22 protein-coding genes are annotated in these 20,003 nt (G+C 46.0%); 10 read left to right on the forward strand and 12 right to left on the reverse strand.

Going from position 1 to position 20,003, the window contains the following annotated elements:
- Positions 1-9 precede the first annotated feature (9 nt).
- The 5 genes from ICV39_RS05990 to ICV39_RS06010 are packed head-to-tail and all read left to right on the forward strand — an operon-like array spanning position 10 to position 5,311.
- Positions 10-2,988: a formate dehydrogenase subunit alpha gene (locus ICV39_RS05990; protein WP_215389242.1), complete on the forward strand. Its 2,979-nt coding sequence runs from the start codon at positions 10-12 to the stop codon at positions 2,986-2,988.
- 34 nt (positions 2,989-3,022) lie between these two features.
- Complete coding sequence (fdh3B, locus tag ICV39_RS05995; RefSeq protein ID WP_215389243.1) at positions 3,023-3,679, forward strand: formate dehydrogenase FDH3 subunit beta; 657 nt, start codon at positions 3,023-3,025, stop codon at positions 3,677-3,679.
- Positions 3,679-3,912, forward strand: coding sequence for a hypothetical protein (locus tag ICV39_RS06000; RefSeq protein ID WP_215389244.1), 234 nt, complete (start codon positions 3,679-3,681; stop codon positions 3,910-3,912). The genes fdh3B and ICV39_RS06000 overlap by 1 nt, the downstream gene beginning before the upstream one ends.
- A gap of 54 nt (positions 3,913-3,966) precedes the next feature.
- On the forward strand, positions 3,967-5,019 hold the full coding sequence (locus ICV39_RS06005; RefSeq protein ID WP_215389245.1) for a formate dehydrogenase subunit gamma: 1,053 nt from the start codon (positions 3,967-3,969) through the stop codon (positions 5,017-5,019).
- Between the two features lie 10 nt (positions 5,020-5,029).
- Positions 5,030-5,311, forward strand: a complete 282-nt coding sequence (locus ICV39_RS06010) for a hypothetical protein (RefSeq protein ID WP_215389246.1) — start codon at positions 5,030-5,032, stop codon at positions 5,309-5,311.
- An 11-nt stretch (positions 5,312-5,322) separates the two neighbouring features.
- Here the strand turns inward: ICV39_RS06010 and ICV39_RS06015 are convergent, their stop codons facing one another.
- Together ICV39_RS06015 and ICV39_RS06020 are read right to left on the reverse strand one after the other, a co-directional pair.
- The gene (locus tag ICV39_RS06015) at positions 5,323-6,030 is read right to left on the reverse strand and encodes an ATP-binding cassette domain-containing protein (RefSeq protein ID WP_215389247.1); all 708 of its coding nucleotides are present in this window, start codon (positions 6,028-6,030) and stop codon (positions 5,323-5,325) included.
- On the reverse strand, positions 6,023-6,718 hold the full coding sequence (locus tag ICV39_RS06020; protein ID WP_215389248.1) for an ABC transporter permease: 696 nt from the start codon (positions 6,716-6,718) through the stop codon (positions 6,023-6,025). The genes ICV39_RS06015 and ICV39_RS06020 overlap by 8 nt, the downstream gene beginning before the upstream one ends.
- A gap of 67 nt (positions 6,719-6,785) precedes the next feature.
- Between ICV39_RS06020 and ICV39_RS10125 the strand changes: the two genes are divergently transcribed.
- The 3 genes from ICV39_RS10125 to cls are packed head-to-tail and all read left to right on the forward strand — an operon-like array spanning position 6,786 to position 9,210.
- Positions 6,786-6,980, forward strand: coding sequence for a (2Fe-2S)-binding protein (locus tag ICV39_RS10125; RefSeq protein ID WP_215389249.1), 195 nt, complete (start codon positions 6,786-6,788; stop codon positions 6,978-6,980).
- A 14-nt stretch (positions 6,981-6,994) separates the two neighbouring features.
- Complete coding sequence (locus tag ICV39_RS06030; protein ID WP_251372762.1) at positions 6,995-7,738, forward strand: endonuclease/exonuclease/phosphatase family protein; 744 nt, start codon at positions 6,995-6,997, stop codon at positions 7,736-7,738.
- Positions 7,735-9,210, forward strand: coding sequence for a cardiolipin synthase (gene cls, locus ICV39_RS06035; protein WP_215389251.1), 1,476 nt, complete (start codon positions 7,735-7,737; stop codon positions 9,208-9,210). The genes ICV39_RS06030 and cls overlap by 4 nt, the downstream gene beginning before the upstream one ends.
- Here the strand turns inward: cls and ICV39_RS06040 are convergent.
- Positions 9,207-10,391 (reverse strand): CaiB/BaiF CoA-transferase family protein, encoded by a 1,185-nt coding sequence (locus ICV39_RS06040; protein WP_215389252.1) that lies wholly within the window; start codon positions 10,389-10,391, stop codon positions 9,207-9,209. The genes cls and ICV39_RS06040 overlap by 4 nt on opposite strands.
- Before the next feature lie 12 nt (positions 10,392-10,403).
- Entirely contained in the window at positions 10,404-11,573 is a 1,170-nt protein-coding gene (locus ICV39_RS06045) for an acyl-CoA dehydrogenase family protein (RefSeq protein ID WP_215389253.1), read from the reverse strand.
- A 147-nt stretch (positions 11,574-11,720) separates the two neighbouring features.
- Between ICV39_RS06045 and ICV39_RS06050 the strand changes: the two genes are divergently transcribed.
- Entirely contained in the window at positions 11,721-12,224 is a 504-nt protein-coding gene (locus tag ICV39_RS06050; RefSeq protein WP_251372763.1) for a YqaA family protein, read from the forward strand.
- A 7-nt stretch (positions 12,225-12,231) separates the two neighbouring features.
- Here ICV39_RS06050 and ICV39_RS06055 read toward each other — a convergent pair whose 3' ends face one another.
- From ICV39_RS06055 to ICV39_RS06090, 8 genes are all read right to left on the reverse strand, one after another.
- Complete coding sequence (locus ICV39_RS06055; protein WP_215389254.1) at positions 12,232-12,936, reverse strand: ABC transporter ATP-binding protein; 705 nt, start codon at positions 12,934-12,936, stop codon at positions 12,232-12,234.
- A 14-nt stretch (positions 12,937-12,950) separates the two neighbouring features.
- Positions 12,951-13,706, reverse strand: a complete 756-nt coding sequence (locus ICV39_RS06060; RefSeq protein ID WP_215389255.1) for an ABC transporter ATP-binding protein — start codon at positions 13,704-13,706, stop codon at positions 12,951-12,953.
- Positions 13,706-14,665, reverse strand: a complete 960-nt coding sequence (locus ICV39_RS06065; protein ID WP_215389256.1) for a branched-chain amino acid ABC transporter permease — start codon at positions 14,663-14,665, stop codon at positions 13,706-13,708. Before ICV39_RS06065 ends, ICV39_RS06060 begins: the two co-directional genes overlap by 1 nt.
- A 15-nt stretch (positions 14,666-14,680) precedes the next feature.
- Positions 14,681-15,565, reverse strand: coding sequence for a branched-chain amino acid ABC transporter permease (locus ICV39_RS06070; protein ID WP_251372638.1), 885 nt, complete (start codon positions 15,563-15,565; stop codon positions 14,681-14,683).
- Positions 15,566-15,642: 77 nt separating this feature from the next.
- Complete coding sequence (locus ICV39_RS06075) at positions 15,643-16,878, reverse strand: ABC transporter substrate-binding protein (protein WP_251372639.1); 1,236 nt, start codon at positions 16,876-16,878, stop codon at positions 15,643-15,645.
- Between the two features lie 73 nt (positions 16,879-16,951).
- Positions 16,952-18,193 carry an FAD binding domain-containing protein gene (locus ICV39_RS06080; protein ID WP_215389257.1) on the reverse strand — a complete coding sequence of 414 codons (1,242 nt, stop codon included), beginning with the start codon at positions 18,191-18,193 and terminating at the stop codon, positions 16,952-16,954.
- 7 nt (positions 18,194-18,200) lie between these two features.
- The gene (locus ICV39_RS06085) at positions 18,201-18,659 is read right to left on the reverse strand and encodes a glyoxalase (RefSeq protein ID WP_215389258.1); all 459 of its coding nucleotides are present in this window, start codon (positions 18,657-18,659) and stop codon (positions 18,201-18,203) included.
- Between the two features lie 14 nt (positions 18,660-18,673).
- Entirely contained in the window at positions 18,674-19,366 is a 693-nt protein-coding gene (locus ICV39_RS06090) for a TetR/AcrR family transcriptional regulator (RefSeq protein WP_215389259.1), read from the reverse strand.
- A gap of 112 nt (positions 19,367-19,478) precedes the next feature.
- Between ICV39_RS06090 and ICV39_RS06095 the strand changes: the two genes are divergently transcribed.
- Positions 19,479-19,955: a CoxG family protein gene (locus ICV39_RS06095; RefSeq protein WP_215389260.1), complete on the forward strand. Its 477-nt coding sequence runs from the start codon at positions 19,479-19,481 to the stop codon at positions 19,953-19,955.
- Positions 19,956-20,003: the final 48 nt, after the last annotated feature.

Here is a 20,003-nt window from a genome sequence, read left to right on the forward strand (position 1 = left end):
GGATAAAACATGAGTCTGACTCGTAAATCCAATACACCTCAAAGCAGTCGATCTACAACACGCTTGATTGGAAGCTTGTCACGCGGTCTTAAGGCGGCAGTTCCAACCATGGATCGCCGAACCTTTTTAAAACGTTCGGGAATTGGAGTTGGCGCAGGTATTGCTGCCAGCCAATTAAGCCTGGTGCAAAAGGCTGTTGCCGAGCCAAGCAAAGCTATGCTCGATGGCAAAGGCAAGATTGAGGTAAAGCGATCTATCTGTACTCACTGTTCAGTAGGTTGTGCGGTAGATGCAACGGTTGAGAATGGTGTTTGGGTGCGTCAAGACCCAGTATTCGATTCTCCAATTAATATGGGTGCTCACTGTGCAAAAGGCGCCGCCTTACGCGAACATGGTCATGGCGATTATCGTTTACGTTATCCAATGAAATTGGTGGATGGTAAGTATCAGCGCATTTCATGGGATCAAGCGCTCACAGAAATTACTGCGCAAATGAAGAGCATTCGTGAAAAGTATTCACCAGATGCGATGTTCTTTATCGGATCCTCTAAGCACAACAATGAACAGGCCTACTTACTGCGTAAGTGGGTCTCTTTCTTTGGAACAAACAATACAGACCATCAGGCTCGTATCTGTCACTCAACAACCGTTGCTGGTGTAGCGAATACATGGGGTTATGGCGCCATGACCAATAGCTACAACGATATGATGAATGCCAAAGCCGCCTTGTACATTGGTTCAAATGCAGCTGAGGCGCACCCTGTATCGATGTTGAGCTTGTTGCATGCTAAAGAAAATGGCTGCAAAGTAATCGTGGTAGATCCGCGATATACACGTACCGCAGCAAAAGCTGATCAATATGTTCGCATTCGTTCTGGTACTGATATTCCATTCTTATTTGGTGTGCTTTATCACATCTTCAAAAATGGTTGGGAAGATAAAAAGTACATCAATGACCGCGTTTACGGAATGGAAGAGATCCGTAAAGAGGTCATGGAAAAGTGGACTCCTGCCGCGGTTGAGGAGGCATGCGGTGTTCCAGAGGCTCAGGTTTATCAAGTTGCAAAAACAATGGCCATGAATCGCCCAAGCACAGTTGTGTGGTGCATGGGACAGACTCAGCACACTATTGGCAATGCTATGGTGCGTGCATCATGTATCTTGCAATTGGCATTGGGTAACATCGGCAAATCCGGTGGCGGTACAAACATCTTCCGTGGCCATGACAATGTTCAAGGCGCAACTGACGTAGGCCCAAACCCAGACTCATTGCCTGGCTACTATGGCCTTGCAGCTGGATCATGGAAGCACTTTGCAACTGTTTGGGGTGTTGATTACGATTGGATTAAAGGTCGTTATGCGCCAGACATGATGGAAAAATCAGGCACCACAGTTTCTCGTTGGGTCGACGCCGTTCTCGAAAAGAATGACATGATCGATCAGCAGACAAATGTGAAGGGGTTGTTTTTCTGGGGTCATGCGCCTAATTCGCAAACCCGTGGTTTGGATATGAAGCGCGCGATGAATAAGTTGGATCTATTGGTGGTCGTTGATCCATACCCAAGCGCGACTGCGGCAATGGCAGCTATGCCCGCTGCTGAGGGCGATACTGTTAATAAGAATCGCAATGTGTACTTATTACCAGCTGCAACACAGTTTGAAACTTGTGGTTCTGCGACTGCATCTAACCGCTCTTTACAGTGGCGTGAAAAAGTTATCGATCCTTTATTTGAATCTGTGCCAGATCACGTAATCATGCAGGCTTTTGCCGACCGTCTTGGTTTTGGCGAGGAGCTCTCCAAAAACTACAAGATCCTCAATTCTAAATTTGCAGGCAAGCAATGGAGGGAGCCGCAGATTGAGGATATCTTGCGTGAGATTAATCGTTCATGCTGGACTATTGGCTATACCGGTCAGACACCAGAGCGCTTAAAAGCGCATATGAGAATGGTTGCAACTTTTGATCCGAAGACCCTGAAGTCTCGTGGTGGTGTAGATCCAGTAACTGGGTATGACACAACTGGCGATTACTACGGCTTGCCTTGGCCTTGCTATGGCACGGCAGCAATCAAGCACCCAGGTTCACCAAACCTTTATGACACCAGCAAGAGTGTGATGGAGGGCGGTGGTAACTTCCGCGCTAACTTCGGCGTTGAGCGTGATGGCGTGAGTTTGTTGGCTGGAGATGGTTCTTGCTCAAAAGGTTCTGCAATTACCACTGGCTACCCAGAGTTTGATCATGTATTGGTTAAGAAGTTGGGCTGGTGGGATCAGTTAACCGAAGATGAGAAGAAGTTAGCCGAGGGTAAGAACTGGAAAACTGACTTGTCTGGCGGTATTCAGCGCGTTGTCATGAAGAATGGTTGCCATCCATTTGGTAACGCAAAAGCACGCGCAGTAGTTTGGAATTTCCCAGACCCAATTCCAATCCACCGCGAGGCGCTCTACAGTACTAATGCAGCAATGATGCGTAAGTATCCAACCTCAGCGGATAAGAAGAACTTCTGGCGTTTACCAACGCTGTATAAGACTGTTCAAGATCAAAACTTGAACAATAAGCTTTATGAGAAGTTCCCAATCATTCTGACTTCAGGTCGCTTGGTGGAGTACGAGGGTGGCGGTGATGAAACACGTTCTAATCCTTGGTTGGCTGAACTTCAACAAGAAAACTTTGTGGAGATCAATCCAAAGGCTGCTGCGGATCGCGGTATTAAAAACTGGGATTATGTATGGGTTAAATCTCCGACTGGTGCCAAGATCAAGGTGCGCGCATTGGTTACCGAGCGCGTTGATCAAGGAACTGCTTTTGTGCCGTTTCACTTTGCTGGTTGGTGGCAAGGTGAGAACATTCGCAAGTACTACCCAGAAGGCGCCGCTCCAGTAGTGCAGGGTGAAGCAGTTAATACCGCCACAACATATGGTTATGACCAGGTCACGATGATGCAAGAGACCAAGACAACCATGTGTCAAATCGAAAAATTTGCCTAAATAAAAAATAGAGAGATAGAGTCAGGAGAACACAATGGCAAGAATGAAATTTATCTGCGATACGGAGCGTTGTATTGAGTGCAACGGCTGCGTCACCGCTTGTAAGAACGACAATGAAGTGCCTTGGGGTGTAAACCGTCGTCGAGTTGTAACGGTTAACGACGGCATTATTGGTCAAGAAAAATCCGTATCAGTTGCTTGTATGCACTGTACCGATGCGCCTTGTATGGCTGTTTGTCCTGTGGATTGTTTTTATCGTACCGATGAGGGTGTGGTCCTTCATGACAAAGATATTTGCATCGGCTGCGGCTATTGTTCATTTGCCTGCCCATTTGGAGCCCCTCAGTTCTTAAGTAAAGGCGCCTTTGGTTCTCGTAGCAAGATGGATAAGTGCACATTCTGTAGTGGCGGACCAGAAGAGAATGGCAGCGTTGCTGAGTTCGAGAAGTATGGTCGCAATCGTTTGGCAGAAGGTAAGTTGCCCTTGTGTGCTGAAATGTGTTCCACCAAGGCATTGATCGGTGGTGATAGTGATGTGATTACCGATATCTTTAATAATCGCGTTAAAACCCGCGAGAAAAATGGCAAGTATCCAGGCTCTAAAGCCTTCGGTTGGACAACTGCTTACGGCGGTCCAGATACACCAGCGCCAACCCCAACACCTGCAGCAAAAATTCCGGGGGTTAAATAATGAAAGCACATTACAAAATCCTCGGCCTTGGCATTGTTGCTAGCATATTGACTGCGTGTTCTGAGCCTCCTGAGATTGCCGCTAAGGCTGCTAAGCGTCCTGATGTTGCCCCTTATATGGGTGCCGATAATGGTTTCGTGACAAAAGGATGGACGCCTGGTAATCAAGCTAGCTGGACTGAGTCGATTGACAAGCGTAATCAAGGTCAAAACGAATACAGTCGTATTAAGTGATCATCTAAAAACAATAATAAAACGATAACGTCGATAACGTTCAAGGACATTTTTATGAAACGATCATTTTCTAAAGTACTAGGCGCTTTGGTGGTGACTTTAGGTTTATCACTCACGCTAGTCAGTGGTGTGGCTTTTGCGGAGCGTGCGCCAATGGCGCCATTGCCCTCACCAAGTGGGGTGGATATTCCGCCATCATCAGTACCCGCGAATCCTAATGCGCTTGCTAGTGGATCTCAGGCTCAGTCTCAACCTGCAAATCCTTCTATCTTTACCCCCAACAGTGATCCGCAGAATTACGTGAGCATCCCTGATAAGCAGGCTGGTGTTCTGATCCAGCGCGCTGGTCAAGAGTGGCGCGTGATTCGTAATGGCGTCATTACTGTTTATGGCGGCTGGTTATTAGCAATTGCTTTTTTTGGCATTGTCGCGATGTACACTGTTAAGGGCTCTATAAAGCTTCATGAGCCACTATCTGGGGTAAAGATTAAACGTTTCGGTGGCTTTAGTCGCTTCACTCACTGGGTGATGGCGTTTAGCTTTTTAGCCCTTGCCTTTACTGGCTTATTGATTTTGTATGGCAAGTATTTTGCAATGCCATTAATGGGCGGAACCGCTTATGGCTCATTCTTGATGGTTTGCAAGAACATCCATAACTTTACTGGCCCATTATTTACACTCAGCATTGTGGTGTTCTTCATCTTGTTTGTCGGTAAAAATATTCCAGAGAAGGGCGATCTTCAATGGTTGCTTTCCTTTGGAGGGATATTCAGCGGGAAACATGTGCCATCAGGCTTCTTTAATATGGGTGAGAAATTCTGGTTCTGGTTTGGTATGACATTCTTGGGCTTGGTGATTTCTGGTTCTGGTTTCGTGCTTGATATGATTGTTCCATTTATGGATATGCAGTATTTGCGTGGCACGATGCAGATTGCCAACATCATTCATAGTAGTGCCGCGATCTTGATGACTGCAATGGCAATGGGTCATATCTACATCGGTACCATTGGCATGCAAGGCTCAATCGATGGCATGAAAACTGGCTACGTGGATGCTACATGGGCTAAAGAGCACCATGAGCTCTGGTATAACAAAGTGAATAAATAAGGACAAAGCCATGAAAAAAATCATTGCTTTCGTATTCATCGCATCTACATCTCTGGCTGCTTTTGCAACCTTGCCTCCATTGAGCCCAGAAGCACAGGCAGCAGCTGATTTGGCGAAAGCTAAAGCAGCTTATGGCGACAAAGTGGCTGCTTATCAGCTTTGCCAAGCGCAAAACCGTGTAGCTGATAAATTTAGGGTTGCGGGGACTCCTGCGCCAGCTGCCTGTGTTGCACCACCACCATTTGTTGCGCCTGTAGCTGCTGCTCCTGCTTCAGCGCCGGCTGCAAAATAATTGCTTGGAAATTAATCAGCAATAAGTTCTTGATGCAGGTAGCGTCTCGCTGCCACAGTTTGTGGATTTAAAAAGAAGGGGCCTACGGGTCCCCTTTCTTTTATCTGTCCTTGATCAATAAAGAGAATGTAATTAGCCAATCTTTGTACCTGAGCAAGCTGATGAGAGGAGAAAACAAGATCTGCGCCGTTCTGATCGAATTGACGAATCATTTCTTCTACCTGCTCAGTGGTATTGGGGTCTAAATTTGCTGTTGGCTCATCTAGCAGAACCAGGTTTGGCTTTTGTAGTATGGCTCTGGCAAGACAGAGTTTCTGACGCTCGCCTGCTGAGAGCTTGTGGGCCGGGGTTTGAGCCAATTCATTGAGTCCCACTTGCTTTAATGCAATATCAATCTCTTGATCGGTAATGGAAGTATCAACATCTCTGACTAAGCCCAAATTGGCACGTGCTGATGCCTTGATCATTGGAGTGTGGTGGAGCACCAAAGCAGTTTTACTACCAAATGAAAATTGAATAGAGCCCGTATCAGGTTGTATCAACCCGGCCAGCAATTTCAGTAGAGTGGTTTTACCGGCACCATTAGGACCAATACAGGCGGTGAGTCGATCCGCTGGAATTAGTGCGTGAGGGATATCCAAAATTATGCGACCATTCCTTACAACGGTAATATCTTTGAGCTCGATGAATCGCTCAAATTGTTCATTTGTACTAACCATAGCGACGCTCCACAATTTGCCGCACAGCAAAGGTAAATAAATTTGCAAGAAGAACAATGGTTAATAGGATGATTCCCAATGCCAGGGCTAGAGGTAAGTCGCCCTTACTTGTTTCTAGGGCAATGGCCGTAGTCATGGTTCTGGTTGAGTGATCAATATTGCCACCCACAATCATGACTGCACCCACCTCAGAAATGGCTCTGGCAAGGCCGGCCAAAATCGCTATTGTTAGAGAAAATCGGCAGTCCCATATTAGCCACTTGTAGCGAGAAATTGAGGGAAGACGAAGACTTAAAAAAGAGTCCCGATGAATTTTCCAGGAGTCCTCCAAGATTTGTCTGCTTAGGGCTGCAATTAAGGGGGTAGTTAGCAGGGTTTGAGCAAGTGTCATACCCTTCACGGTAAAAAGCCAACCCCAAGCCCCTAGGGGGCCTGAGCGGGAGAGTAATAGGTAGACGATGACCCCAACAATGACGGTGGGAACCCCCATCAAGGTGTTCAGGGTCACGATGATTGCTTTTTTGCCCTGAAACTCTTCAGTCGCCAGCAATGCCCCGATAGGAAGCCCAAGAAGAGTGCCAAACAGGAGGGCGGTTAAGCTAACTTGCAGCGACACCAGAACGATACCCAGCACACCATTATCAAGGTGTGCAAGTAGCGCAAAGGCATCATAAAAGGCAGTCAACATGCGCTTGATTCTATCAAGGCAATGGCAAAATGACTGAAATGAGACCGATTTCCTTTACTTTTGACTTATGGCCGAAATAGTTTGCCTCTGTAATGAGGTATTTGATGTTGATTTGCGCGAGTATTTAGATGCCAACCCAGTCAGCTCAATAGATGAGCTGAGGGAGCAAGCCTCGATCTGCAATAAATGCATGCAATGTCAAGACTTAGTTGAGAGTGAAATTTATATGGCCCGGATTCGACGCCAGAGTACTGCGGGATAGTCTTAGTGACTCAAATGCAAACCACCCGCTTTACAGTTATGAGTATGAATGTGCACAAGGGTTTGTCTCCCTTGCATCGTCATTCAACGATTTACCAATTGCGCCAAAAAATGCGCAGTCATTATCCGGACATTTTGTTCTTGCAAGAATTGCAGCAAGAACATCGTGGGCGTATTCGTCGTTTTGGTCAGTGGCCAATGACAGAGTTAACTGATTTCTTGTCTGAGGACTTTTGGCATGATTGGCATTATGGAAAAAATGTTGAGTATCCAAATGGCCATCATGGAAATGCGATTCTTTCAAAGCGTCCTTTATTGAAAGGAAATAATTACGATATTTCCGCATATCGTTTTGAAAAACGTGGCTTGCTGCACAGCATGATCCAATTTGATGAGCTTGCGCCAGCTATCCATTGCTTTTGCGTTCATTTGGCCTTGTTCGAGCGAGGCAGAGAGCGTCAGGTTGGAGAAATTATTCGTTACATTGAAGAATTAACTGATGGCGCCCCAACGATTGTTGCCGGCGACTTCAATGATTGGCGAAATAGGGCGGGTTTTCCAATGCGTGACGCCGGGTTTAATGAGGTTTTTGAGGTTCTGACTGGAGCTCCCGCAAGAACATTTCCTAGTGTGAAGCCAATTTTGCCCATGGATCGTATTTATGTGCGTGGACTTAAAATTCATTCAGTGGAAATTTTGCATGAATGGCTAAAGTTATCGGATCATCTAGGTATCGCTGCTGAATTGGAATTGGGATGAACATACTGTCTTACATCTTCGGATCAGTTTTTGGGTTTTCATTAATTTGGATCCCAATTCTGCATGCCAGCATCGTTTTTTTATTTGGCCTTTACCTCATCTCAGCCAGAAGACCTGTGGGAGTGGCATTTGCTTGGTTCCTCATTGTGATCCTAGTGCCTCTTATTGGCATATCTCTATACATCTTGATTGGTGAGCGTCCAGTTGGACGTAAGTTAACTAGAAAAATTGTTCGCATGAATCATGAGTATGAAAAGATTACTCAAGAAATGCGTCAGCAATACTTGGCGGATCGCAAGAAGCTGCCATTAGAAGGTCAGGCCTTAAGTTTGCTTGCAGAATCCCGTAATGGATCACCTGTAGTCGCGGGAAATAAGATTGAGCTACACACAGAGTCTTTGAAGATATTGCAACTTTTTATTCATGAGATTCATCAAGCCAAAAAGAGTTTGCATTTAGAGTTTTATATCTGGGCTTTGGGTGGCGATGCCGATAAAGTGGGTGAGGCATTAATTGCTGCCGCCAAGCGTGGAGTTGCATGCCGAGTGTTATTGGACTCTTTGGGTAGTAAAGATTGGTTTAAGTCACAATGGCCGGCGCGTTTCCGCGCTGCCGGTATTCAGGTGACGGAGGCTTTACCAATTCAGTTTGGCCGATTTCAGTTTCGGCGCGCGGATTTACGCTTACATCGAAAGATATTTGTTATTGATGGCGCCGTTGTGTGGACTGGCAGTATGAATATGGTTGATCCCCGTACATTTAAGCAAGACTCTGGTGTAGGAGAGTGGGTTGATGCCATGGTTCGCATTGAGGGTCCCGTGGCGGCCCAATTTGAACTCACCTTTGCTTTTGACTGGAGTGTTGATAATCCTCGTATCAAGCATTTCAATGATCGTGAGCCACCTGTATCTCCGCATGAGGGTGCGGCATTAGCACAGGAATTCTCATCTGGACCGGTATATCGAGACGATGTTTTGTATCAAGTTTTGCTTTCAGCGATTATGGATGCTCGCCAGGAGCTCACTATCACCACACCTTATTTTGGTCCAGATGATGGATTGATTCAGGCCTTAATGGCGGCCGCAGGCAGGGGGGTTAAGGTCACTCTGATTGTTCCAAAACTGAATGACTCCACACTTGTAGCTTGGAGTAGCAAGAGCTTCTACTCTGACCTCATGAGTGCAGGCGTTCAAATCGCAGAGTTTCATGGAGGATTGCTGCATACCAAGAGTTTGCTGATCGACAGGCGTGTTGCAATCTTCGGATCAGTGAACTTTGATCAACGTAGCCTTCGTTTGAATTTCGAAATTAGCCTCATTGTGTATAACGAGGAATTCTGCGCCAAACTTGAAGAGTTAATCAAAACATATTTACAGCAATCTGATTTTGTTGATCCTAAGGCTTGGGCCAATCGTCCTCGTTGGCGTCATTACCTTGAGAACGCTGCGCATTTAGCTTCACCTCTACTTTAGATCGCTCCGCTAGCACGCATTTGCGCGATATCTGCATCAGTCATACCGAGTTCTTTTAGGATAGATTCGGTATGTTGACCCACCGCAGGGATGGCGTCCATACGGAAGTCATAGCTATCATTCAGGCCGGGCGGTAGAAGGGCGGGGATATTGCCTGCTGGCGTGCCAACTTCTGTCCAACGCTGACGAGCTTTTAGTTGCTCGTGCTTCCAAAGGCCCTCCATATCATTGAGTCGCGCATTAGCAATCTGAGCTTTATCCAACCTCGCAATTACTTGTTCCGCTGTGAGCATCTCAAAGCATGAATTGATGATCTCTAATAGCTCAGCGCGCTTCTCGTTGCGTTTGTAGTTTCTATCAAAGCGTTCATCTTTTGCTAGCGCAGAATTTTCTAAAACGACCTCACAAAACTGTACCCATTCACGCTCGTTTTGTAGACCCAACATTACTGTTTTACCATCACCGGCTTTAAAAGGACCATAGGGATAAATGGTGGCATGTGATGCGCCATTTCTGGAAGGCGGATTAGCGCCCTTATATGCGTAATACAACGGAAAACTCATCCACTCACTCAATGCTTCCAACATTGAGATGTCAATTACTGTGCCCTTGCCTGTTTTACCTCTTTGTAAAAGGGCTGCCAGAATATTGGTATAGGCATACATACCAGCCGCAATATCAGCAATCGAATTTCCTGCCTTGCTTGGTGTGTCTGGTGTGCCAGTAATAGAAAGGAATCCCGCTTCACTCTGAATCAGAAGGTCGTATGCTTTTTTATCGCGATATGGGCCGTCGTTGCCATAACCAGAGATCGCGCACAGAATCAGACCAGGGTTGTCTTTTTGTAGCGCTTCTGGGGTGAGTCCCATACGAGCTGCCGCACCAGGAGCAAGATTCTGAATGAATACATCAGCTGTTTTTAGTAGGCTCTTTAAAACATCAAGCGCAGAGTCTTGCTTGAGGTCGAGGGTAATACTTTCTTTAGAGCGATTTACCCAAACAAAATGAGAGGAAAGCCCTTCTACTTGAGTGTCATAGCCTCTGGCAAAGTCGCCGTCACCTGGACGCTCAATTTTAATAATACGAGCCCCAAGATCAGCGAGTTGTCTTGTGCAAAAAGGTGCGGCAATGACATGCTCTAAGGCAACCACTGTAATGCCATCTAAGGGGCGAACACTCATATTTAATTTTGATTAGAAAGATCTTGGAAGACCGAGGATATGCTCGGCAACGTAGGAGTAGATCAGGTTTGTAGAGATCGGCGCGACTTGATAGAGACGTGTCTCACGGAACTTACGTTCAACGTCATACTCATTGGCAAAGCCGAACCCACCATGAGTTTGTATGCATACATTTGCCGCTTCCCATGAGGCCTTAGCGGCTAAGTATTTAGCCATATTCGCTTCAGCGCCGCAGGGTTGTTTTGCATCGAATAGATCGCAGGCTTTAAAGCGCATGAGGTTGGCTGCTTCCGTTTCAATATAAGAGTCGGCGATTGGAAACTGAATGCCTTGGTTCTTGCCGATTGGGCGATCAAACACTACGCGCTCATTGGCGTAGCGGCGTGCTTTATCGACAAACCAGTAGGCATCGCCAATGCATTCTGCGGCAATCAGCGTGCGCTCAGCATTGAGGCCATCCAAAATGTATTTAAAGCCTTTGCCTTCCTCGCCAATCAGATTTTCAGCAGGGATCTCTAAGTTATCAAAGAACACTTCATTCGTTTCATGATTGACCATATTGGCAATTGGCTGAATATCCATGCCCTTATCAATAGCTTCTTTGAGATCAACGATAAAGATCGACATACCCTCTGACTTCTTGGTGACTTCTGCAAGTGGAGTAGTTCTTGCTAAGAGAATCATCAAATCAGAGTGCTGAATACGTGAGATCCATACTTTCTGACCATTGACTACATACTTATCACCCTTTTTGACGGCAGTAGTTTTGAGCTTGGTTGTGTCTGTGCCAGTAGTTGGCTCAGTCACAGCCATGGTTTGTAAACGCAATTCACCGGTTGCAATCTTTGGGAGGTAGAGTTTCTTTTGGGCATCAGAGCCATGGCGCAATAAAGTGCCCATGTTGTACATCTGACCATGACATGAACCCGCATTACCGCCGGAAAAATTAATCTCTTCCATGATGACGGAGGCTTCAGCTAAGCCTAGACCAGAGCCGCCATACTCCTCAGGAATCAAGGCTGCCAACCAACCCGCTTGGGCCATCGCATCCACAAATGCCTCTGGATAGTCGCGCTCATGGTCAATCTTTTGCCAATAAGCAGAGTCAAAGCTGCCACATAAATCTCGTAATGCTTCACGCATATCTTGGTATTGATCGGGCTTTGGAATAGGGTGGTTCATGATGAATTTCGGTAGCAATTAGGTGCAAACCATTAGTTTAAGCAAGATTTGAAAATCGTGAGGAATGCATAAGTGTGCTTGAGCTTAAAATGAGGATATCCAATATGAAAGCAGTTCTATTTTGAAAAAATCCGGAGTTTTTGCTTGATAGAACAAGCACTTCAGCACTTTTTTGCATGGTTCGGCATGCCCTCGGTAGGGTTGCCGGCTGTATTCGTTAGCGCCTTTGTTTCTGCAACGCTATTACCCGTTGGGTCGGAACCAATATTATTCGGCTACATCACTCTAAATCCTCAGTTGTATTGGGTAGCCATTATGGTTGCGACGGTTGGCAATACCTTAGGCGGTATGTTGGACTGGTGGCTTGGATACCTTGCACGTCAGGGCATGAAGTCGGTAGGAGAACCCAAAAATACTAAGTTAAAGGTATGGTTGGAAGATTGGGGTCCAAAGATATTGTTGCTTTCTTGGTTTCCTGGCTTTGGTGATCCTCTATGCTTAGCGGCAGGGTGGCTCAAGCTGGCATGGCAGCCCTGCTTAATCTATATGTTTATCGGGAAATTGTTGCGCTATTTGACAATGACTTGGTTGCTGACCTTGGTGCCAGAGAGTTTTTGGCACCAGCTAGGTCATTGGCTGCATTTAATCTAGTACAAGATTAGACGGCGCAGTATTTCTGTTGAATCTCATCATTGTTTAGAAGATTCTGTGCGGTGTCATGAAAAACAATTTCACCTTGATCGAGAATATAGGCCCGATCTGAAATTTTCAATGCTTGTTGTACGTTCTGTTCTACCAGCAAAATAGTCAGGCCTTGTTGCTTGAGTTTGGCAAATAGCTCAAACATTTCATCAACAAGTACCGGCATGATGCCTTCTGAAGGCTCATCTAGCAAAATGACTTTAGGCTTAGCAATCATGGCACGGGCAATTGCTAACATCTGTTGCTCTCCGCCTGACATGGAAGTTCCATCCTGATGGAGTCGCTCTTTAAGTCTTGGGAATGTTTCAGCGATTTCATCTACGAGAGCGGCCATGTCCCCACGATTTTTTTGAGCGATGACGCCCAACTCCAGATTTTCTTTGACGGTTAGCCCCGGAACAATTCGTCGATCTTCTGGAACATAAGCCAGCCCAAGATGAAATCGTTCATGCGCAGGCAAATCTAAAAAAGAGATTCCGTCGATAGAGGCTTTTCCTTGGCGCTTTGACAGTAGCCCCATGAGGGAACGCAGGGTAGTAGTTTTACCCGCGCCATTGCGGCCCATTAAGGTAACGATTTCACCCTTATTCACTTGCAAAGAAATACCTTGGAGTACGTGACTACGGTCGTACCATGCGTTTAAGTTTTCAATATGCAGCATATATAGCTTTCGAATTAACCATGGCCGAGATAGACGCGACGTACTTCGGCATTATTTTGAATTTCTTCAGGGGTACCCTCGGCCAGAAATTCACCATGGTGCAAAACGATGATTCGCTTGCATAACCCCATAATGAGTTTCATTTTGTGCTCAACCAAAATCACCGTGCGTTCATTTGCCAGTGTGCGAATAAGCTCCATCATGACAAGCGTTTCTTCGGGTGACATACCGGCGGTTGGCTCATCTAGTAGGAGCAGGCTTGGGTTGCAAGCTAAAGCCATCGCAATTTCTAGGGCACGTTGTTGACCATGAGCTAAATCACCTGTTTTCTTATTGCGAAGATGCTGTAGGTTGACGCGTTCTAATAATTGATCGGCAATTTCAATGGGACCGGGATAGGATTGTGCGTTTCGTAGGAAATTGTAGCGTGCTGTTTCCATTTGGGCGGCAACCCGAACATTTTCATGAACACTGAGTTGCTTAAACACATTGGTAATCTGGAAGCTCTTGGAAATACCGATGCGTGCAAATTCATATTGCTGCATTCCGGTAATGTCTTTGCCATTAAATAGGATCTGACCGCTCGATGGAGGAAACGCACCACTTAAGACATTAAAGAAAGTGCTTTTGCCAGCACCGTTGGGGCCAATAATTGCAGTAAGGGTTCCGGGCATGAAGCTTGTTGAAACGTTCTGCAGTGCTTTAAATTTCCCAAAGCTTTTACTGACATTGCGTGCTTCAAGAATAGGTGTTGTAGATGCGCCGCTCATTATTTTGAATCCTGATTAATTTGTAGCTTGCTCAAAATAGTTCCCCAAATTCCTTTCGGGAAGAACAGCACAAAGAACATAAATACCAAACCAACCACCGCCATCCAGTGCTTTGTAAAGGTGGTAACGACATCCTCTAAATACAGCATCACTGCTGCGCCAACAAAGGGGCCAAAGAAAGTTCCCATGCCTCCCAAGATGCTCATCATCACCGCTTGTCCTGACTGCAGATAGTGCAGGGAGTCGATCGGTACAATGGAAAGGTGTAGCGCGCGCAACGAGCCGGCTAAGCCACAAATTCCGGCGGAGAGAATAAATACTAAGAGTTTTGTCTTGGCTACATCAAAACCACAAGCAGCTGCACGTTTCTCGTTCTCACGAATGGCTTCCATGACAGCCCCTAGTGGTGAGTTAAGAATCCGAGAAATTAACCAAATTGCAATGACAACAAAAAATAAAATGATGTAGTACTTCACCACGGGGTTAAGAAAATCTACGGGTATTCCAAGAATGTTGAATGGGTCTACGCGAACACCTCGCAGACCGTTTTCGCCACCAGTAAGACTTTCCGCTTTATAGAAGATGTAATAAACAATCTGTCCTAGCGCTAAAGTCACCATCGAGAAATAGATTCCACGTGTACGGATGGCCAAGAATCCCATGATGAGGCCGCCGATAGCGGCGCCAATTACTCCAGCGAGGATTGCAATACCCCATGGCAAGCCATAATGAACAATCCCGATTCCGGTAAGGTAGCTACCAATTCCAAGAAAAGCAGCATGACCAAATGAGAGAAGGCCCATATAACCAAACAAAAGGTTGAAGCCCATGGCAAACAAGCCAAAGATCAGGATATTGATTGCCAATGCCTCATAGGGCATGACGAATGGAAAGATTGCTAAAAATATCGTGCTTGTTAAAACACGGTGACGAGCAATGAGTTGAAATAATGAATTCATAAATATACCGAGCTCTTAGCCCATTGCTCCCGCTTTGCCGAAGAGACCTTGTGGTCGAATTAATAAAACCACAGCCATTAATACAAAAATAGAAAGTTCGGCAAGATCTGGAAAAAATAATGAAGTCATACTGTATACAACGCCGACTAATAAACCAGCGACAACTGCGCCTACTGGGGAGCCCATTCCGCCAACGACAGTTACTACAAAAGATTCGGCCAAGATAGGAACGCCCATTTCTGGATTGACTGAGCGAGTGGGTGATGCCAGGATCCCCGAAAGCCCCGCAATAGCGCAACCTAAACCAAATACCAATAGCCAAACCTTGGCGATATCAACCCCAAGAACCTTAACAATTTCTTGGTCGGCAGCGCCAGCTTTGATAATGAGGCCGTAACGCGTTTTTTGAATAAGAAACCAAACGCCCAGAATAATTAGTGCGGTTGCTGCAATCAAGAAGAGTCTATATTTCGGAAAGTAACCAATACCTACATTGATGGATCCACCTAGACCATCTGGGGTGATTGAAGGCAAGCCTTCAATGCCAAAAGTAATCCGCATCACTTCAATCAATACATATGAAAGACCAAAGGTGAGTAGCAATGGATAGTCCAATCCTCGACCGTAGAGGGGTCTTACCAAGAATCGCTCAGTCAATAGACCAAGGCAACCTGTAAGAAGCGGTGTTAGCAGAAGGCTAAACCAAAAGTTTCCTGTCACACCAAGGAAGTAAACGCCTATAAAAGCCCCCACCATAAAGAATGCGCCGTGGGCGAAGTTCACTACATTGAGCATGCCAAAAATCAGGCATAAACCTAATGCTAGTAGAGCATAGATGCTACCCAGGGCAATGCCCGTAAGCAGCTGCATGCATAAAAGTTCAAATGTCAGACCAGTCATAAATGTACTCAAAATTCTCCCCAATCAAAATAAGAGAGGGGGCAGAGAAGGTTTGGGGACCTTCTCTGATTTAGGTATTAGGCTTTGTGGCCCAACTCTGCGCAGCTGCGCATGTTTTTCTCGGTGGTAGGTTCAATCGTCAAGATATTGAAGACATCGTATTTGTCTTTCATATTCTTCGATTTGGATTCCACGATGATGACGGTTTGAACGGCTTGGTGGTCACACTTACGATAGTATTCAGGACCTTTGTACCAGTCATACTTCAGATTTTCCATAGCGGAGACAACTTTCATGGTCTCAGTCGACTTTGCAATCTTGATTGAAGCGAGCACGCTCTTGATACCAGCATATCCCAATGCGCCGTAGTCTGATGGAACTGAGCCGTTATACATTTTGCGGAAAGCATCATTGAATGCTTTGGCTGTAGGAATGCGATCCTCTAAGCCCCAGTAGTATCCAGTTCCACCAAGGATGCCTTCAAACGCTTCTGGACCGCCCGCTAGACGAGCGGTGTACAGCAATACTGGCGTCACAATCTTCATACTGGACTTGAGACCAAAGTCGGTGCATTGTTTTGCGGCGTTCACCAAATCGCGACCAAAGTTACAGAGCACCAAGATGTCTGGATTCAGTGCTTTAATGCGTGGCAAGAATGCGGAATAGTCTGAAGCGCCTAATGGATGGCGGATATCGGCGAGGGTGGTGGCACCTAGTTCTTTGCCTGCGCGTTCAAATGCGCGAACCATTTCATGGCCATAGGCATAGTCAGCTGTTAAGAAAACAATCTTTTTGCCATAGCGTGGAATCGAGTAACGCGCTACAGCGCCAGCTGTCATCGTAGGGTTTAAGGATTCGTGGAATGTATAGACGCTCCAATCTTTAGCTTCATTAATTGCATCTGATTGGCTAATGGAATTGAAGAGTACTTTACGTTCTTTGCAGACTGCATTGATAGATAACTGAGTTGCTGCAGAGAGTGAGCCCACCAAATAATTCACCTTATCTTTTTCAATGAGCTCGAGTGTGCGAGTCGCTGCTTCGCCCGGATTGAGCTTGTCATCGCGAACTAACAGTTCTGCTTTACGACCATTAAAGCCGCCGGCATCATTAAATTCTTTAATGGCTAATTCAGCCGCCTTAACCTGGTCTTGCGCTTCTGCTGAGAATGGGCCGGTTAAAGGTGTCGGGAAGCCAATCTTGATTGTATCGGCTTGGGCATTAGCAACGTTGAGCCAAAGTGGTGTGCTTGCAGCTGCTGCACCGCCGATTAACATCTTTCTTCTAGTTTGATTCGTTACTTTTTGTTTCATGCTTGTCTCCTCCAAAAACTGGTTTGAATGAACTTCTTTTTGTTTTTTTAAATCTTAACTGAATGCGCTCTTCTTAGTGGGCAGACTCAGGCACTGCCTTTCCTTGTGCTAATAAATCACTAATATCGATAGCCGTTTCTGCCATTACGGTGCTGGCATTTCGTTTTAGATTGTCTGTATCTCTTGTGCCTTTAGCGCCTTGTGCTTGCATATAGCGGCCAAGGTACTGCGCCCTAGCAACAACCTGTTGACCTAATTTGAGGCGCTCATCGCTGTAGGCTTGTAAAGCTTGTGGGGTCGCACCTAACTGCGCAATGTATTTTGCAATCACCATCGCCTCATCACCCGCCTTAGTAACGCCCATGCCAACATGGGGTCTGCCAACAAATGCCGCATCGCCCATCAGGGCAACTCTATCAAATACGATTTGCTCGGAGCGAACATCGTAGATAGCTTGTAAAAATGGCGCAGCTGTTTTCTCAAGTATCTCAGCGTATTGAGGAGCCAATATTTCGCGAGCTACCTGACGCATATGGGCAATATGTTTCCATGACACCTTGAGTGGCGGAATACCTGTAGGGTAATACTGCCCATCGTCATCCGTCAGTAAGCTAATAAGTTCTTCGTCCTCGGGGGCAGGGCGATACCAAACGAAGTTATAGCGACGTTTACCGGGGCGGGTGTCGTTTCCAGAACCCGCTACTGGGTACCCCAACATTTGCTCGCCATCAGGCAGGCAAAAGCCAAAATAATTAAATAAGGTGTCTAGTGTATGTTGCGATAGACACGCCTCGTCACATACGCCACGCCACGCAATATAGCCTGCGTATTCAGGTTGAACCTGAGGCGCAACTTGTGCCCGAACTCCTGAGCGAATTCCATCGGAAGCAATTAAGAGTTCCGCTTCATATTGGCTTCCATCCTCGCATTGAACTCGTACTGAATTTGTATTTTGAATAAGCAAGTTAACTGTTTTGCCTTGAAGATAGCGTTCAGCAGGAAAGCTCTCCTTGAGCATGTGATACAGCCTACTCCAGGATGTCAGTATTTGGGGCAACTCCATTTCGCCTAAATTATTGCCATCTCTGCCGAGCGTCACTCTCTGTGAAACGGGTACTCCAAGCGTATGGTCTACGGTTACACCAGCAGCCTTGAGAGCTTGTGCTAAAGCATCGTGAGTAACAATTCCTGCGCCTCGGCCATCTAAAGAGCCAGTTGCCTTCTCAAGCAGGGTGATGTCGTGACCTTGTCTGAGCAAAATATTCGCTACAAACAAGCCGCCTAAGGAGCCGCCGACGACGAGTATTTTTGCCATAAGTCTCTTAGGCCGCCTTCGCGTCTAGGGCAGCTTTCTCGGCTGCGGGGTAATTAAGCTCAATCACAACCCCGTTTGGGTCATCTAAAAAGATTTGATGCAGCTTTAATACTGGAACTGTTCGCTCGCGATAGGGAATGTGAAGTGACTTCAGTAAATCAATTTTTTCTTCTAAACCTTTTGCAAAAAAGGCAATATGGTCTACAGCGCCAGATCCATGCAATGAGCTAGGATCGCGATCGCCGAGATATTTCTTTAAACCATCAGGATCATTTTTATCAATTGCAATCAAATGCAGAACTGCGTTTGCCCAATCATTTTCATCGCCGTTATACAACCAAACTCCCGGAAAAGGAAATTCAGGTCTTGGCCCAACTGTTAAACCTAATACTTTGCTAAAGAACTCGGTAGTTTTATCAATCTCAAGACTGCGAATAGAGAAGTGATTTAGGCTTAAATTGGACATGATTCCCTTATTGGTTAAGCAAAAATGGTTTTGGCTGACTGCAAATAGGATTGAACGCGATCGCGAATAATTTCCTCTTGAGTATCTGGTACATCCGCTGCATAAATAGCTTGACCATATATCCAGCGGCGCATGCCAATGTAGAAGATACCGCCATGCAGGCCCATTAAAAACTCTAATTCACGTTCGCTCGGTTTCGAGGTTAAAGGTCGCTTGCAGAACTTGCGAGTTTCACGAATGAGTCTCGGCAGAAGGCGTAAGCGAATCAACTCAAAGAAGCGGTCACTGATTGAATGATCACTTAAGCCTGAGAAAATCAGGATCCGCACAAAATCATAAGTTAGAACGGTGTTTGAGTAGTCGATGTAAAAAGCGATAAATTTCTCTTCGGGTGTCAGCTTCTCATCATCAAGGAGTTGCTCCCACTCAGGCTTCCAACGTGATTCGAAAACCTCCTTGTATACCTCTTGAATAAGGGCGTCTTTTGTTGGGAAGTAGTGATAGAGGAGGGTGTGGGTCACACCCAACTCTTTGGTCAGGTTTCTGAGTTGTCCATCAATTCCATAGCGAGCGAAGAACTGGATAGCGCGATCCAAGATCTGGCGCTTACGATCGGCCGTATTCATCCTTCGACGAGCTGGCGCTGCCGACCCAGTAGAAATTTCCTCTGGATTAGGGGTAGAAACGCGGTCTTCTGTGAATCGCATGGGTTCTCAGGGTTTATCCGAATTAAGACTTATTGACCAAAAGTTAAATAATGGTACATTGTTGAACAATTGGTAGATAAGACTCTATCCGTACAAACCCGAAGGAGATTCAATGGAACTTAATGGCGAGCAACTCATATCAGCTTCAATCCCTGATGTTTGGCGGGGTTTGAACGATATTGATGTTCTAGCCAAGTCCATTCCAGGTTGCGAAGAAATAAGCCGTGTATCGCCAGAAGAGGTCCATGCGAAGGTGATGTTCAAGATTGGGCCTGTCAGGGCGAGATTCTCGGGAAAGCTTCTTTTAAGTGACATCGTGCCCGATCAATCTTGCTCAATGGCGTTTGAGGGTTCAGGTGGCGCGGCGGGTTTTGCAAAAGGGAAATCGCGTGTTGAGCTCAAACCTGCTGATGGAGGCACGTTAGTGTCTTACACAACCGAAGCTTCTATCGGTGGAAAGTTGGGGCAGATAGGCGGGCGTTTAATTAGCGCATCCGCAAAAAAGATCGCAGATGATTTTTTTCAAAAATTTGCAAAAGAATTAGGCGGGGAGACAGTAGCGTTGGAATCTGACGCTAGTAGTGAGTAGTTAAAAAAGAAAAATAGCATTGAAGTAGTAAATATTAGAAAAAGCCGC

This window comes from Polynucleobacter sp. MWH-UH25E (genome assembly GCF_018687095.1).
Lineage (GTDB): Bacteria > Pseudomonadota > Gammaproteobacteria > Burkholderiales > Burkholderiaceae > Polynucleobacter.